The following is a 14,720-nucleotide window of genomic DNA, read 5'->3' as shown; positions in this document are numbered from 1 at the left end:
CCGGATATCGGCGCCCGCGCCGCGCCGCCCCACGGCGGTCCTACCGGGTCAGGTAGCGGGCGAGGACCGGGTCGAGCTGGGCCAGCCAGGCGGTGAGCCGGGCCCTGCGGCGGGCGTTCAGCTCGCAGGAGTAGACCCCGCCGTTCCACAGCCGCACGGTCAGGGTCAGCCGGTTGCCGTGCCAGACGCGTTCCACATGGGCGATCTCGTTCCACGCGAAGTCCGCGCTGGCGCCGCCGACTTCGAGCAGCACCCCGGCGGCGCCCACGACCACACCGGAGTCCGCGTCGGCGAGCACGGCCTCCGGGGCGCCGTAGGGCATCGGCGGCCCGAAGCCGTAGGGGGCGGCCTGCGCGGGCAGCTGCGGCGGGGTGGCGGGCTGCACCGGCAGCCGCGGGGGCGTGACGGGCGGCGGGGGCGCGGAAAAACCCTGCGGCGCGGCGGCGAGCGCCTGCGGCCGGGGCGGCACGGGGTACGCCTGCGAGGGCCCGGCGGGGGCCTGCGCGGGCGTGACGTGGCCCTGCGGAGGCGTGGCGGGGGCCTGCGGGAGTGGGGTGTGCGCGTGCGCGGGCGTGACGTGGCCCTGCGGAGGCGTGGCGGGGGCCTGCCGTGCGGTGTGCGCGTGAGTCGGGACGTGGCCCTGCGCGGGCGTGGCGGGTTCCTGCGGGGATGCGGTGTGCGCGTGCGGCGGCACGTGGCCCTGCGCGGGCGTGGCGGGTTCCTGCGGGGATGCGGTGTGCGCGGAAGGGGGTGCGGTGTGCGCGGGCGGCGGCGCGGGGTGCGCCTGCGGGTACGGGGGTGCCGGCTGCCACGCCGGCTCGGCCGCCGGGTCCGTCAGCCGGTCCAGCAGCGCGGTGGGGGTCGGCCGGCCGGCGGGCTCCTTCGCCAGGCACTCCTCGACCACTTCCCGCAGCCCGGCGGGTACGGCGGACAGGTCGGGCAGCTCGTGCACCGAGCGGTACATCAGCCCCATCGGCGTGCCCTCGCCCCAGGCGCTGCCGCCCGCCGCCGCGACCAGCACGGCTCCCAGCGCGAACACGTCGGCGGCGCCGGTCACATCGTTGCCGAGGGCCTGCTCGGGGGCGAGGAAGCCGGGCGTGCCGAAGGCGGTGCCGGTGGCGGTGAGACGGGTGGACTCGACGGCCCGGGAGATGCCGAAGTCGAGGACGCGCGGCCCGTCGGCGGCCATGATGATGTTGCCGGGCTTGAGATCGCGGTGCACGAGCCCGCAGGAGTGGATGGACTCCAGCGCCTCGGCGAGCGCGGCGGCCAGCGAGCGCAGCCGCCGCTCGTCCATCGCGCCCTCGGCGGCGAGCCGCTCGGCGAGGGTGGGCCCGGGTATATAGGCGGTGGCCAGCCACAGCGGATCGCCTTCGACGTCGGCGTCCACCACCGGTGCCGTGTGGAAGCCGCCGACCGCGCGGGCCGCCTCGACCTCGGTGCGGAACCGCTCCCGGAAGACCGGTTCGGCGGCCAGCTCGGCCTTGGCGACCTTCAGCGCGACGGCCCGGCCGCCGCGCGTACGCGCGAGATACACCGTCCCCATGCCTCCCTCGCCGAGCTTGCGTTCGACGAGGTACCCCCCGATACGTTCCATGCGGACCAGTATGGCCGCCGGGCACGACCCGCCCATGCCCGGCTTCCCGGTCCCGGCCGCCCGTCCGGGCCGTAGCCGCGGGCGGCGTGCCCCCGGTGGTCGGTGTGTGCTCACCCGGTACGTGCCCAGCATCGAGAGATGGGCCGAGCAGGTGGGCCCGGCGCCCCTTCTCGCCTACGGGGGGGAGGGGCCCCTTCGTCTCTGACAGCCCGTCGAGCACGACGTCAGCTCCCGCACCTCGTAGATCAGCCACTGAGGTACGACCGATGGCCACCGGTCTGTTTACTCCTCAGGGAACCAGCAGCCCCAACCGAACAACGACCGGCCGGGCCCGTCGGCCGTCCGCGATGATCGCCTGAACTTCGGTCGAGCCTCGGCTGAGCCAATGATCTTCAGAGACGCCGTAACCCCCTCCAGCCGGAGGGGGTTAACGCTGCGAAGCAGCTGAAAACGTATCTGCACCGAAGCGCTTCGGTGGGGCGGGTGGGACTCGAACCCACGGCCGACGGATTATGAGTCCGCTGCTCTAACCGGCTGAGCTACCGCCCCATAGCGGCGTGTCGCGTACATGTGTGCGCGCCGTCTGCCGCAGCATAGCCGCTCATACGATCTCCTGCCTCGGATGGTCGGCTTCCGCGCTGCTCATGACCTTGAGGACATCCGCGCAGGCACGGCGGTTCCCCCGGACATGAAAAAGGACCCCTGAGGGGTCCTCGTTCAGCGCTCCCCCGACTGGACTCGAACCAGTAACCTGCCGGTTAACAGCCGGCTGCTCTGCCAATTGAGCTACGGAGGACCGAAGCTCCCCCGACTGGACTCGAACCAGTAACCTGCCGGTTAACAGCCGGCTGCTCTGCCAATTGAGCTACGGAGGATTGCCTCGTTGCATCGAACGTACCTACCTGGGTATTCGCCAGGGGGCGTGCGCTCGCTGCGACACATACATTAGCGCAAGCAGGGGGGTGCTCCGCCAATCGGTTCCCTCCGGCGCCAGCGCCGCACCAACGACCTACGCACGGGAAGGGTGGCAGCCATGCGCTACCGGTTCACGTTCCTCGCCGGACTGGCCCTCGGTTACGTACTGGGCACGAAGGCCGGACGGGAGCGCTACGAGCAGCTGAAGAAATCGGCCCGGCAGATCGCGCAGAACCCCGCGGTCCGCAACACCGCCGAATCGGCCGCCCAGCAGGGCCGGGTCTACGCCGGCAAGGCCTTCCACACGGTCAGCGACAAGGTCGGCGACCATGTCCCGGCGTCCGTGGCCCAGCGGGTGCGATCCCTACGGGAGCGCGGGGTCAACGGCGCGGGCGGGGACGACTGGGGTACGAGCACCACCTGAGCGGCACCCGCAGGACCCTCCCTGCGCCGGCGTGCGGCGCCCCTCGGGCGGCTTGGGCCGACGCATGCGCAGGGATGCTGCAAAATTCTCCGTATGGGGATAGTCGCCGGGTTGGACAGCTCGCCCGATTTCACGCGCATCGTGGTCTGCGACACGGACACGGGAGCCGTACTACGGCAGGGGTACGCCCCGCACCCGGTGGAAGGTCGCCCGAGTGACGTGGACCCGCAGGCCTGGCTGCTCTCCCTCGGCGAGGCCGCGGGGGGCGGCCTGCTGGAGGGCGTGCAGGCCATCGGTGTCTCCGCGCAGCAGAACGCGCTGGTCCCGCTGGACGCCCAGGGCAACACGGTCCGCCCTGCCCTGACCGGCGGCGACAAGCGCGCCCAGGTCGCCGCCGCCGATCTCGTGGACGCGCTCGGCGGCCGGGAGGCCTGGGCACAGGCGGTCGGCAGCGTCCCGCAGGCGGCCCAGCCGGTCACCAAGCTGCGCTGGCTCGCGAAGAGCGAGCCGGAGAACGCGCAGCGCACGGCCGTCCTGCTGCAGGCCCACGACTGGCTCGTCTGGCAGCTGCTCGGGCGGCCCGTGCGCCGGACCACCGACCGCGGCGGCGCCTCCGGAACCGGCTACTGGTCGGCGGCCACCGGCGGCTACCGGCCCGATCTGGTCGAGCTGGCGCTCGGCCACCAGGCGATGCTGCCGGAGGTGATCGGCCCGTCCGACGCGGCCGGCACGACCCCGGAGGGGCTGCTGATCTCGGCCGGCACCGGCGAGACGATGGCCGCCGCCTTCGGGCTCGGGATCGGCCTCGGCGACGCGGTCGTGTCGCTGGGCGCCTCCGGCTCGGTGATGGCCGTGCACCCGGAGGCCCTCGCAGACCAGTCCGGGATGATCACCTCCCTCGCCGACGCCACCGGCATGCACCTGCCCGTCGTCACCACCCTGAACGCCGTACGCACCCTGCGCGGCACCGCCGAACTCCTCGGCCTGCCGGATCTGGAGAGCCTGTCCGAGCTGGCGATGAAGTCCACGCCGGGGTCGCACGGGCTGGTGCTGCTGCCGTACCTGGAGGGCGAGCGGACGCCGAACCTGCCGCACACCGCGGGGACCCTGGCGGGGCTGCGGCGGGAGTCGATGCGGCCCGAGCACCTGGCGCGGGCCGCGTTCGAGGGCATGCTGTGCGGGCTCGCGGACGCGCTGGACGTGCTGCGCGCACGGGGCGTGGACGTGCGACGGATCTTCCTGCTCGGCCCCGCGGCGGAGCTGCCCGCCGTGCAGGCAGCGGCGCCCTCGCTGTTCGGCGCGCAGGTCGTCGTGGTGCAGCCGGCGGACTACGCGGCGATCGGCGCGGCCCGGCAGGCGGCCTGGGCGCTCGGCGTGTCGCAGGGCACCCTCGATCCGCGCACCCCGCCGGCCTGGCAGGGCGCGGCGGCGCAGGTGCTGGAGCCGGGCGAGGAGCTGGCCGTGGGGCAGGCGGTACGGCAGCAGTTCACATCGGTGCGGGAGCAGGCCCACCCGGGAGCATTTCACTCGTAAGTTGACGCAGTGGGACGCAACACCGCGAAAGCGGGCAGCTGCGGGCGCGGGCCGGGCCGGGTAAATCGGTTGAGGTAACGCGGGTGGAGTGTCCGACGATAGGGGCCAGGGGCAACCGTTCCTGCCCCTGTCGCCGACTCCGAGAGACGTAGCGTGCTCATACGACTTCTGCGGACCTATCTCAGGCCCTACAAGAAACCCATCGCCCTTCTGGTGCTGCTGCAGCTCCTGCAGACCTGCGCCACCCTCTACCTGCCCACTCTGAACGCGGACATCATCGACAACGGTGTGGTGAAGGGTGACACGGGCTACATCCTGTCCTTCGGTGCCCTGATGATCGGCATCTCGCTCGCTCAGGTCGTGTGCAACATCGGTGCCGTGTACTACGGCGCCCGGACCGCCTCCGCGCTCGGCCGGGACGTGCGGGGTGCCGTCTTCGACCGGGTGCAGTCCTTCTCCGCGCGTGAGGTCGGTCACTTCGGTGCGCCCTCGCTCATCACCCGTACGACGAACGACGTCCAGCAGATCCAGATGCTGGCCCTGATGACGTTCACCCTGATGGTGTCGGCGCCCATCATGTGCGTGGGCGGCATCGTGCTGGCGCTCGGTCTGGACGTGCCGCTGTCCGGGGTGCTGGTCGCGGTCGTGCCGGTCCTCGGCATCTCCGTGACGCTGATCGTGCGCCGGCTGCGCCCGCTGTTCCGGTCGATGCAGGTCCGGCTGGACACGGTGAACCGGGTGCTGCGCGAGCAGATCACCGGCAACCGGGTGATCCGCGCCTTCGTCCGCGACGAGTACGAGAAGGGCCGGTTCGGCGGGGCCAACGCCGAGCTGACCGAGATGCAGCTGGCCACCGGCCGGATGCTCGCGCTGATGTTCCCGATCGTCATGACGGTGGTGAACCTGTCGTCCATCGCGGTGGTGTGGTTCGGCGCCCACCGGATCGAGAGCGGCGGCATGGCCATCGGCGACCTGACCGCGTTCCTCGCCTATCTGATGCAGATCGTCATGTCCGTGATGATGGCCACCTTCATGTTCATGATGGTGCCGCGCGCGGAGGTCTGCGCCGAGCGCGTCCAGGAGGTCCTGGACACCTCGTCGAGCGTCGTACCGCCGACGGCCCCGGTCACGGAGCTGCGCGCGCACGGGCACCTGGAGATCCGGGGCGCGGGCTTCCGCTACCCGGGTGCCGAGGAGGCCGTGCTGAAGTCCATCGACCTGGTGGCCCGGCCGGGCGAGACGACCGCCGTGATCGGCTCCACCGGCAGCGGCAAGTCCACGCTGCTCGGGCTCGTCCCCCGGCTCTTCGACGCCACCGACGGCGAGGTCCTGGTGGACGGCACGGACGTCCGGCAGGTCGAGCCGGGACTGCTCGCCAGGACGGTCGGGCTGGTGCCGCAGAAGCCGTACCTGTTCGCGGGCACCGTCGCCACCAACCTGCGCTACGGCAACCCGGACGCCACCGACGAGGAGCTGTGGCACGCGCTGGAGGTGGCGCAGGCCAAGGACTTCGTGCGGAAGCTGGAGGGCGGCCTCGACGCGCCGATCGCGCAGGGCGGTACGAACGTCTCCGGCGGTCAGCGGCAGCGGCTCGCCATCGCGCGCACGCTGGTGCAGCGCCCGGAGATCTACCTCTTCGACGACTCCTTCTCGGCGCTCGACTACGCCACCGACGCGGCCCTGCGCGCCGCGCTGTCCCGGGAGACCGCCGAGGCGACCGTCGTCATCGTCGCCCAGCGGGTGGCGACCATCCGGGAGGCGGACCGGATCATCGTGCTGGACGAGGGCCGGGTGGTCGGCTCCGGCCGGCACTCCGAGCTGATGGCGGCCAACGAGACCTACCGGGAGATCGTGCTCTCCCAGCTGACGGAAGCGGAGGCCGCCTGATGGCCGGTCCCATGGGACGCATGATGGCGCAGGGACCCGACCAGCGCTCGATGGACTTCAAGGCGTCGGGCAGGCGGCTCGTCGCCCGGTTCCACCCGGAGCGGCTCACGATCTACGGCCTGCTGCTGTGCGTGGTGGTCAGCGTGGGCCTGAACGTGGTCGGCCCGAAGATCCTCGGCAGGGCCACCGACCTGGTGTTCTCCGGCATCATCGGCCGGGGGATGCCGGCCGGTGCCACCAAGGACCAGGTGCTCGACTCGATGCGCGAGCGCGGCCAGGGCCGGATGGCGGACATGCTGGGGGGCACCGACTTCACCCCCGGCAAGGGCATCGACTTCGGTGCCGTCGGCGATGTCCTGCTCCTCGCGCTCGGCACGTTCCTGGTCGCGGGTCTGCTGATGGCGATCGCGACCCGGCTGGTCAACCGGGCCGTGAACCGCACGATGTACCGGCTGCGCGAGGACGTGCAGACGAAGCTGTCGCGGCTGCCGCTGTCGTACTTCGACAAGCGCCAGCGCGGTGAGGTGCTGTCCCGGGCGACGAACGACATCGACAACATCGGGCAGACGCTCCAGCAGTCGATGGGCCAGCTGATCAACTCCGTGCTGACCGTCGTCGGCGTGCTCGCGATGATGTTCTGGGTCTCCTGGCTGCTGGCGCTGGTCGCGCTCGTCACCGTGCCGCTGTCGTTCGTGGTCGCCACCCGGGTGGGCAAGCGCTCGCAGCCGCACTTCGTGCAGCAGTGGCGCACCACCGGCAAGCTGAACGCCCACATCGAGGAGATGTACACCGGGCACACCCTGGTGAAGGTGTTCGGGCGGCAGGAGGAGTCGGCGCAGCAGTTCGCCGAGCAGAACGAGGCGCTGTACGAGGCCGGGTTCAGGGCGCAGTTCAACAGCGGTGTCATGCAGCCGCTGATGATGTTCGTGTCGAACCTGAACTATGTGCTGGTGGCGGTCGTCGGCGGCCTGCGGGTCGCTTCCGGCTCCCTGTCCATCGGTGACGTCCAGGCGTTCGTCCAGTACTCGCGGCAGTTCTCCATGCCGCTGACGCAGATCGCGTCGATGGCGAACCTGGTGCAGTCGGGCGTCGCCTCGGCCGAGCGGGTCTTCGAACTCCTCGACGCCGAGGAGCAGGAGGCGGACCCGGTGCCGGGCGAGCGGCCGGCCGAGCTGCGCGGACGGGTGCGCCTGGAGCAGGTGTCCTTCCGGTACGACCCGGAGAAGCCGCTGATCGAGGACCTGTCGCTCACGGTGGAGCCGGGGCACACGGTGGCGATCGTCGGCCCGACCGGCGCGGGCAAGACCACGCTGGTGAACCTGCTGATGCGGTTCTACGACGTCTCCGGCGGCCGGATCACTCTGGACGGCGTGGACATCCGGAAGATGTCCCGGGACGAACTGCGCTCCGGGATCGGCATGGTGCTCCAGGACACCTGGCTGTTCGGCGGCACCATCGCGGAGAACATCGCGTACGGCGCCGCGCGCGAGGTCACGCGCGGCGAGATCGAGGAGGCGGCGCGGGCCGCGCACGCGGACCGCTTCGTCCGTACGCTCCCCGACGGGTACGACACCGTGCTCGACGACGAGGGCACGGGCGTCAGCGCCGGTGAGAAGCAGCTGATCACCATCGCGCGGGCGTTCCTCTCCGACCCCACGATCCTGGTGCTCGACGAGGCGACCAGCTCCGTCGACACCCGGACCGAGGTGCTGATCCAGAAGGCGATGGCCAAGCTGGCGTCCGGCCGTACGTCGTTCGTGATCGCGCACCGGCTCTCCACGATCCGGGACGCGGACACGATCCTCGTGATGGAGAACGGTTCCATCGTCGAACAGGGCGCGCACACGGAGCTGTTGGCGGCCGACGGGGCGTACGCCCGGCTGTACAAGGCCCAGTTCGCGCAGGCGGTGGCCGAGGTGGACTGAGCGGTTGCCGGGCATCGGGGTGCCACCGCCGACGGCGGCACCCCGATGCTCAGTCCAGATAGCCCCGCAGCTGGTCGGCGAAGGCGTGGTCCCTGAGCTTGTTGAGGGTCTTGGACTCGATCTGCCGTATCCGCTCGCGGGTCACCCCGAAGATGCGGCCTATCTCCTCCAGGGTGCGCGGGCGGCCGTCGGCCAGGCCGTAGCGGAGCTGGACGACCTTCCGCTCGCGCTCCCCCAGCGTGGACAGCACCGCCTCCAGGTGCTCGCGCAGCAGCAGGAACGCCGCCGATTCGACCGGGCTCGCGGCGTCGCCGTCCTCGATGAGGTCACCGAGGGCGACATCGTCCTCCTCGCCGACCGGGGCGTGCAGCGACACCGGTTCCTGGGCCAGGCGCAGCACCTCGCCGACCCGCTCGGGCAGCAGGTCGAGCTGGGCGGCGACCTCCTCGGCCGAGGGTTCGTGGCCGCGTTCCTGGAGCATCCGGCGCTGGACGCGGACGACCCGGTTGATCAGCTCCACCACATGGACCGGGACCCGGATGGTGCGGGCCTGGTCGGCCAGGGCGCGGGACATGGCCTGGCGGATCCACCAGGTGGCGTACGTGGAGAACTTGTAGCCGCGCGCGTAGTCGAACTTCTCCACGGCCCGGATCAGGCCGAGGTTGCCCTCCTGGACCAGGTCGAGCATGGTCAGGCCGCGGCCGACGTACCGCTTGGCGACGGACACCACGAGCCGTAGGTTCGCCTCGATGAGCCGGCGCTTGGCCATCCGGCCCATGACGACGAGCCGGTCGAGGTCGAGCGCCAGCTCGCTGTCCAGGTCGGGGGTGCTGCCGAGCTTCTCCTCCGCGAAGAGGCCGGCCTCCACCCGGCGGGCGAGGTCCACCTCCTCGGCCGCGGTGAGCAGCGGGATGCGGCCGATCTCGCGCAGGTACTGGCGGAAGAGATCGGCCGAGGGCCCGGCGGAGTCGGCTCGGGCCGCGGCCCGCCTCCCGACGGGCTCGGCGGCCTCGTCGATCTCCGCGGGGGCGTCGCCCTCCCCGGCTTCCTCCGCGAGGGCCTCGGCGGGCGGTTCCGCCGGGTCGCCGGCCGCGGTCTCCGGGTGCGCGCCGGCACGGCTCTGCGGGGGCACGGCCACGAGGACGTCCGTCTCCGCGTCCGGCTCGTCAGCGGCGGTGCCGGTGGTGCTCGTGGCGCTGGTGGTGCTCGTGGCGCTGGCGGTGCTCGTGGCGCTGGTGGTGCTCGTGGCGCTGGTGGTGCTGGTGGTGCTGTCGGTCTGAGTGAGGGTCTGGGTCTGCACGGGGGCGACCTCCAGGATGATCGCTGCTGAAGGTGTGCGGCAGCGGTACTTCGGGAGCGGAGAGTCGACGGCCTGCGCTCCGAGGACTCGGGCACCGCCCTCAGTGTGGGGTACGACACAACCCCGCCACGAGGGGCGTGCGGTGACTTTTTGCATCCGTTCCGTGACCGGCTGGTGGTCCGGGTCGGGAATCCGGGCGCGTCCCTCCGCTCTGATCTGCGATGATCCGGCGGATGTCCGGACTTCTGTACGAAACCCATGTGACCGTCCGCTGCGCCGACCGCGCCGAGGCGGAGCGGCTGCGCGGCTGGGCGGGCGCGGCCGGGCTGAAGCTGACGCACATCGTGCTGGCCCGCGGCCGGATGCGGGAGCAGCCGATGCTCACGCTGGCCGGCTCCGGGTCGTACGCCGAGCAGTCGGCGCGGGCCGCCGCGACGGCGGCCCGGCTGCGGTCGGCCGGGTTCGCACCGGTCCGGGTGAAGACCGAGTCGGTGCCCTGGGCGCCGGAGGTCCCGGCCGGGCCGTGCGGGGACGACGGCCGGTATTTCGAGCACCATGTGAAGCTGCTGCTCGACCCGGACACGGACCTCGGCGCGCTGGCCGCCCGGGTCGTCCCGCACGGCGCGCACCTGTCGTGGAACGCCCGCCGGGTGGGCGGGGACGGGCGGCACGAGCGGTTCGTGACACAGCGCTGCCGGGGCGTTCGCGCCGCGGAGGCCGGACGGGCGCTGGAGCGTCTGCTGGCCGGCCTGGACGGGCTGGAGGTGCTGGACGTGGAGCGGGAGTTCGTGCTGTACGACAGCGACGAGTCCGTGGACGACGGGTGGATCGAGGAACGGGAGGGGCACGGATGAGCGGGACGTGGGAGAGCTTCGGATGGCGCAGCGAGGAGATCCCGCACGGGCCGCTGGACGAGGCGACCCGGCGGGCGAACGACCTGCCGCGCACCCTGGCCCCGGTGCCCGGCGCCGACGTGACCCAGCGGCCCGTCTTCGAGCCCGCGCTCAAGCAGTACCAGAACGCGTACCGGGCCACCGACCCGGTCTTCGCCGACCCGGAGCGCGGCGCCGCCTGGCACACGGCCAGGCGCCGGGCCCTCGACACGGTCCTGGCCGCGACGGCCGGTTCACCATGGGCCGGTTCGCTGCTGCTGCGCGGCAGCGTGCTGATGGCGCTGTGGTTCGGTCCGGCCGCCCGCGAACCCGGTGACCTGGACTTCGTCGTCGTACCGGAGAGCTGGAGCATCGAGGAGGAGCGCACGGCCCGGATGCTCGACGGCATCGCGCGGGCCGCCCAGGCGCGTCCGGGCGAGGTCTCCTTCTCGGCGCGGGACGCGGTCGTGGAGGACATCTGGACCTACGACCGGGTGCCCGGCCGCCGGATGGTCCTGCCCTGGTCGGCACCCGGCCTGCCCGGCGGGCACGTCCAGCTCGACTTCGTCTTCAACGAGCGTCCCGCGCGGGAGCCGGAGCCGGTGGAGCTGCCGGGCGGGGGCGTGCTGCTCGCGGCCACGCCCGCGCTCTCGCTGGCCTGGAAGCTCATGTGGCTGATCGACGACGCGCACCCGCAGGGCAAGGACCTCTACGACGCCGTGCTGCTGGCCGAACGCCACGCCCTCCCCTACGACCTGCTGCTGCGCGCCTTCCGGCTCTCGGGCAGCGAGACCCTGGCCGGCCGGCACCGCGCGGAGATCACCCTCGCGGACGTGGAGCGGGCGGCGGAGTGGGTCGAGTGGGACCACTTCGTCACCGAGTACCCGCGGTTCGGCGGCCGGGCGCGGGAGTTCGCGGACCGGCTGGTCCGCGCGGTGGGCCCGACCTTCCGGGCCGGGGCCGCGCCCGCCGGGTGACCGGCCCGCGCGGGGCCGCCGCTACAGCGCTTCGGCGCCCCGCGCCCGCAGCGACTGGTCGTACTGCTGCAGGACCCACATCTCGTTCTGTACGGCCGCCAGTTGGGCCGGGTCGCCGCCGGTGGACAGGCGGGTCATCTGGAACTGGATGTCGTGGATGCGGCGCTCGACCGCGCGGCGGCGGATCTGGACCAGGACCGTGCCGGCGTAGGTCTCGTCCACCGAGCGGCGCAGGATCGGCTCGACGGCCAGTTCGGTGACCATGGCGCGGACGGCGTCGTCGGGCGCGGCCTCGCGGACCCGGACCAGGTACTCCTGCGCGTCCTGGACGCCGGACTCGGCGCCGCCCGCCTCCGCGATCGCCTGGCGCACGGCGGCGTAGGGCGGCGCGGTGAACTCGTCCATGCCGTAGGCGTCGAAGGCCGGGGAGACCAGCTCGGGCCGCTGCAGGGCGAGTTTGAGCAGTTCGCGCTCGGCGGCGTAGACGGGATTGCGCAGGGTCAGCGCCGGGCCGGAGGCGGCGCGGGGCGCGGCCCCCGCCCACTGCTGCTCCGCGCCGCGCGAGCGGTCCTGCTGCGGGCCGCCCTTGCCGCCGCGGTCCCGGGCCCAGCGGGCCAGCTGGGCGACCCGGCGGACCACGAACTGGGTGTCGAGGATGCCGAGCATGCCGGCCAGTTCCACGGCGACCTCGTGCTGGGCGCCGCTGTTCTTGATCCGGGCGACGATCGGGGCGGCCTCGTCCAGGGCGGCGGCGCGGCCCGCCGGGGTGTCCAGGTCGTAGCGGAGCACGATCTGGCGCAGCGCGAACTCGAACAGGGGCGTGCGGGGTTCCGCCAGGTCGGCGACCGCCTCGTCGCCCTTGGCCAGCCTGAGGTCGCACGGGTCCATGCCGTCGGGGGCGATGGCGATGTACGTCTCGGCGGCGAACTTCTGGTCGTCCTCGAAGGCGCGCAGGGCGGCCTTCTGGCCGGCCGCGTCGCCGTCGAAGGTGAAGATCACGCGGGCCGAGCCGTTGTCCATCAGGAGCCGGCGCAGGATCTTGATGTGGTCGGCGCCGAAGGCCGTACCGCAGGTGGCGATGGCCGTCGTCACACCGGCCAGATGGCAGGCCATGACGTCGGTGTAGCCCTCGACGACGACGGCCCGGCTGCTCTTGGCGATCTCCTTCTTCGCCAGGTCGATGCCGTACAGCACCTGGCTCTTCCGGTAGATCGCCGTGTCGGGGGTGTTGAGGTACTTCGGGCCGGTGTCCGCCTCGTACAGCTTGCGGGCGCCGAAGCCGACGACCTCGCCGCCGATGTCGCGGATCGGCCACATCAGCCGCCCGCGGAACCGGTCGATGGGGCCGCGGCGGCCTTCCTGGGAGAGGCCGGAGAGGATCAGTTCCTTGTCGGTGAAGCCCTTGCCGCGCAGATAGCGGGTGAGGTGGTCCCAGCCCTGGGGGCTGTAGCCGACGCCGAAGTGGACGGCGGCGGCCTGGTCGAAGCCGCGCTCGGCGAGGAAGATCCGGCCGGTCTCGGCCTCGGGGCCCGTGGCGAGCTGCTCCGCGTACCACTGGGCGGCGATCTTGTGTGCCTCGACCAGGCGGATGCGCTCGCCGCGCTGGTGGGCCGGGTTGTACCCGCCCTCCTCGTACCGCAGGGTGATGCCGGCCTGGGCGGCGAGGCGCTCCACCGCCTCCGAGAAGGAGAGGTGGTCCACCTTCATGACGAAGGTGATGGTGTCGCCGCCCTCCTGGCAGCCGAAGCAGTGGAAGAGTCCCTTGCTCGGGCTGACCTGGAAGGACGGCGACTTCTCGTCGTGGAACGGGCACAGGCCCTTGAGGTTGCCGCCGCCCGCGTTGCGCAGCTGGAGGTACTCGGAGACCACGGCGTCGATCGGGACCGCGTCCCGTACCGCCTTCACGTCCTCGTCGTTGATCCGTCCTGCCACGGGTGAATTCTACGGGGGTGCCGGGGCAGTGCCGGTGCGCGCGGGGGTCAGGGGACGAGGCTGTCGAGGGGGACGTGGGGCGCCGCGAGTGCCTCGGTGTTCACCCGGGCCCCGGAACGGATGAGGTTCTGGATCTGTTCTGTGACATCCCACACGTTCACGTTCATCCCGGCCAGCACCCTGGCTTCCCGCAGCCAGAACGCGATGAACTCCCGCTTGCCCGCGTCGCCCCGGATCACCACCTCGTCGTACGACCCGGGCGGCGCCCAGCCGCTGTACTCCATCCCCAGGTCGTACTGGTCGGTGAAGAAGTACGGCACCCGGTCGTAGACCACGTCCCTGCCGAGCATCGCGCGGGCCGCGGCCGGGCCGCCGTTCAGGGCGTTCGCCCAGTGCTCCACGCGCACCCGGGTGTCGAACCGGGCGAGCCGGGCGAGCGGGAAGCTCGCCACGTCACCGGCCGCGTGGATGTCGGGGTCGGAGGTGCGCAGCCGTTCGTCCACCACGATGCCGCCGCCGTGCGCCCGGTCGGCGATCTCCAGGCCCGCCGCCTCGGCGAGCGCGGTCCTCGGCGCGGCTCCGATGGCGGCGAGGACGTCGTGCGCCGGGTGCTCCTCGCCGTCGTCCGTGCGGACCGCGAGGACCATGCCGTCCTGGCCGACGATCTCGGTGAGCCGGGCGCCGAAGTGGAAGCGGACGCCGTGCTCGCGGTGCAGCTCGCGGAAGACGTTGCCCAGCTCGGGGCCGAGGGCGCCGTACAGCGGGGTCGGCTCCGGCTCGATCACCGTGACCTCGGCACCGTACTCCCGGGCCGCCGCCGCGACCTCCAGGCCGATCCAGCCGGCGCCGGCGATCACGAGGTGCCCGTTGTCCCGGCCGAGGTGCTGCAGGACGCCCTTGAGCCGCTCGGCGTGCGCGAGCCGGCGCAGGTGGTGGACGCCCGCCAGGTCGGTGCCGGGGACGTCGAGGCGGCGCGGTTCGGCGCCGGTGACCAGCAGCAGCTTGTCGTAGCGGACGATCGTGCCGTCGTCGCCGAAGCGGACGGTCTTCGCCGTGCGGTCGACGCGGTCCACGGTCTGGCCGAGGTGCAGCTCGATGTCGTTTCGCGCGTACCAGGCGGGCTCGTGCACGAAGACGCTGTCCCGCTCCTCCTTGCCGAGCAGATAGCCCTTGGACAGCGGCGGCCGCTCGTAGGGGTGGTCGCGTTCGTCGCAGATCAGTATCACCCGGCCGGTGAAGCCCTCCGCCCGGAGCGTCTCGGCCGCCTTGGCGCCGGCGAGACCTCCTCCGACGATGACGAACGTCTGATCCGCGTCGACCACTTGATGCCTCCTCGTAAGGGTGTCGCCACATGCGAG

10 protein-coding genes and 3 tRNA genes are annotated in these 14,720 nt (G+C 72.3%); 6 read left to right on the top strand and 7 right to left on the bottom strand.

Going from position 1 to position 14,720, the window contains the following annotated elements:
• Window positions 1-40: 40 nt before the first annotated feature.
• From ACF073_RS13655 to ACF073_RS13640, 4 genes are all read right to left on the bottom strand, one after another.
• Entirely contained in the window at window positions 41-1,597 is a 1,557-nt protein-coding gene (locus ACF073_RS13655; RefSeq protein WP_392069465.1) for a protein kinase, read from the bottom strand.
• A 475-nt stretch (window positions 1,598-2,072) separates the two neighbouring features.
• Window positions 2,073-2,146 (bottom strand) — tRNA-Ile (locus tag ACF073_RS13650).
• A 174-nt stretch (window positions 2,147-2,320) separates the two neighbouring features.
• Window positions 2,321-2,393 (bottom strand) — tRNA-Asn (locus ACF073_RS13645).
• Between the two features lie 6 nt (window positions 2,394-2,399).
• Window positions 2,400-2,472, bottom strand: a tRNA-Asn gene (locus tag ACF073_RS13640).
• Window positions 2,473-2,630: 158 nt separating this feature from the next.
• Here ACF073_RS13640 and ACF073_RS13635 point away from each other — a divergent pair.
• From ACF073_RS13635 to ACF073_RS13620, 4 genes are all read left to right on the top strand, one after another.
• Entirely contained in the window at window positions 2,631-2,936 is a 306-nt protein-coding gene (locus tag ACF073_RS13635) for a YtxH domain-containing protein (RefSeq protein ID WP_392069463.1), read from the top strand.
• Window positions 2,937-3,029: 93 nt separating this feature from the next.
• The gene (locus ACF073_RS13630; RefSeq protein WP_392069461.1) at window positions 3,030-4,469 is read left to right on the top strand and encodes an FGGY family carbohydrate kinase; all 1,440 of its coding nucleotides are present in this window, start codon (window positions 3,030-3,032) and stop codon (window positions 4,467-4,469) included.
• Window positions 4,470-4,622: 153 nt separating this feature from the next.
• Window positions 4,623-6,356, top strand: coding sequence for an ABC transporter ATP-binding protein (locus ACF073_RS13625; protein WP_392069459.1), 1,734 nt, complete (start codon window positions 4,623-4,625; stop codon window positions 6,354-6,356).
• Complete coding sequence (locus ACF073_RS13620; protein ID WP_392069457.1) at window positions 6,356-8,281, top strand: ABC transporter ATP-binding protein; 1,926 nt, start codon at window positions 6,356-6,358, stop codon at window positions 8,279-8,281. The genes ACF073_RS13625 and ACF073_RS13620 overlap by 1 nt, the downstream gene beginning before the upstream one ends.
• Window positions 8,282-8,330: 49 nt before the next feature.
• Here the strand turns inward: ACF073_RS13620 and ACF073_RS13615 are convergent, their stop codons facing one another.
• On the bottom strand, window positions 8,331-9,581 hold the full coding sequence (locus ACF073_RS13615; protein WP_392069455.1) for an RNA polymerase sigma factor: 1,251 nt from the start codon (window positions 9,579-9,581) through the stop codon (window positions 8,331-8,333).
• A gap of 233 nt (window positions 9,582-9,814) precedes the next feature.
• Between ACF073_RS13615 and ACF073_RS13610 the strand changes: the two genes are divergently transcribed.
• Together ACF073_RS13610 and ACF073_RS13605 are read left to right on the top strand one after the other, a co-directional pair.
• A complete protein-coding gene (locus tag ACF073_RS13610; RefSeq protein WP_392069453.1) occupies window positions 9,815-10,435 on the top strand; it encodes a hypothetical protein in 621 nt (206 codons plus the stop codon).
• Window positions 10,432-11,430 (top strand): nucleotidyl transferase AbiEii/AbiGii toxin family protein, encoded by a 999-nt coding sequence (locus tag ACF073_RS13605; RefSeq protein WP_392069451.1) that lies wholly within the window; start codon window positions 10,432-10,434, stop codon window positions 11,428-11,430. Before ACF073_RS13610 ends, ACF073_RS13605 begins: the two co-directional genes overlap by 4 nt.
• Before the next feature lie 21 nt (window positions 11,431-11,451).
• On the opposite strand, the gene dnaG is transcribed toward ACF073_RS13605, so the two are convergent.
• Both dnaG and ACF073_RS13595 read right to left on the bottom strand, forming a co-directional pair.
• Window positions 11,452-13,362 (bottom strand): DNA primase, encoded by a 1,911-nt coding sequence (gene dnaG, locus ACF073_RS13600; protein ID WP_392069449.1) that lies wholly within the window; start codon window positions 13,360-13,362, stop codon window positions 11,452-11,454.
• 47 nt (window positions 13,363-13,409) lie between these two features.
• Window positions 13,410-14,684, bottom strand: coding sequence for an NAD(P)/FAD-dependent oxidoreductase (locus ACF073_RS13595; protein ID WP_392069447.1), 1,275 nt, complete (start codon window positions 14,682-14,684; stop codon window positions 13,410-13,412).
• Between the last annotated feature and the right edge of the window lie 36 nt (window positions 14,685-14,720).

It is taken from the genome of Streptomyces sp. NPDC015171 (assembly GCF_043079545.1).
GTDB lineage: Bacteria > Actinomycetota > Actinomycetes > Streptomycetales > Streptomycetaceae > Streptomyces.
This window is presented reverse-complemented; position numbering and strand designations above follow the sequence as displayed.

Excerpts from the sequence above, each read along its gene's own strand:
- ACF073_RS13605 (WP_392069451.1), top strand. The coding sequence starts at position 10,432 with ATGAGCGGGACGTGGGAGAGCTTCGGATGGCGCAGCGAGGAGATCCCG.
- ACF073_RS13610 (WP_392069453.1), top strand. The coding sequence starts at position 9,815 with ATGTCCGGACTTCTGTACGAAACCCATGTGACCGTCCGCTGCGCCGAC.
- ACF073_RS13635 (WP_392069463.1), top strand. The coding sequence starts at position 2,631 with ATGCGCTACCGGTTCACGTTCCTCGCCGGACTGGCCCTCGGTTACGTA.
- ACF073_RS13630 (WP_392069461.1), top strand. The coding sequence starts at position 3,030 with ATGGGGATAGTCGCCGGGTTGGACAGCTCGCCCGATTTCACGCGCATC.
- ACF073_RS13655 (WP_392069465.1), bottom strand. The coding sequence starts at position 1,597 with ATGGAACGTATCGGGGGGTACCTCGTCGAACGCAAGCTCGGCGAGGGA.
- ACF073_RS13620 (WP_392069457.1), top strand. The coding sequence starts at position 6,356 with ATGGCCGGTCCCATGGGACGCATGATGGCGCAGGGACCCGACCAGCGC.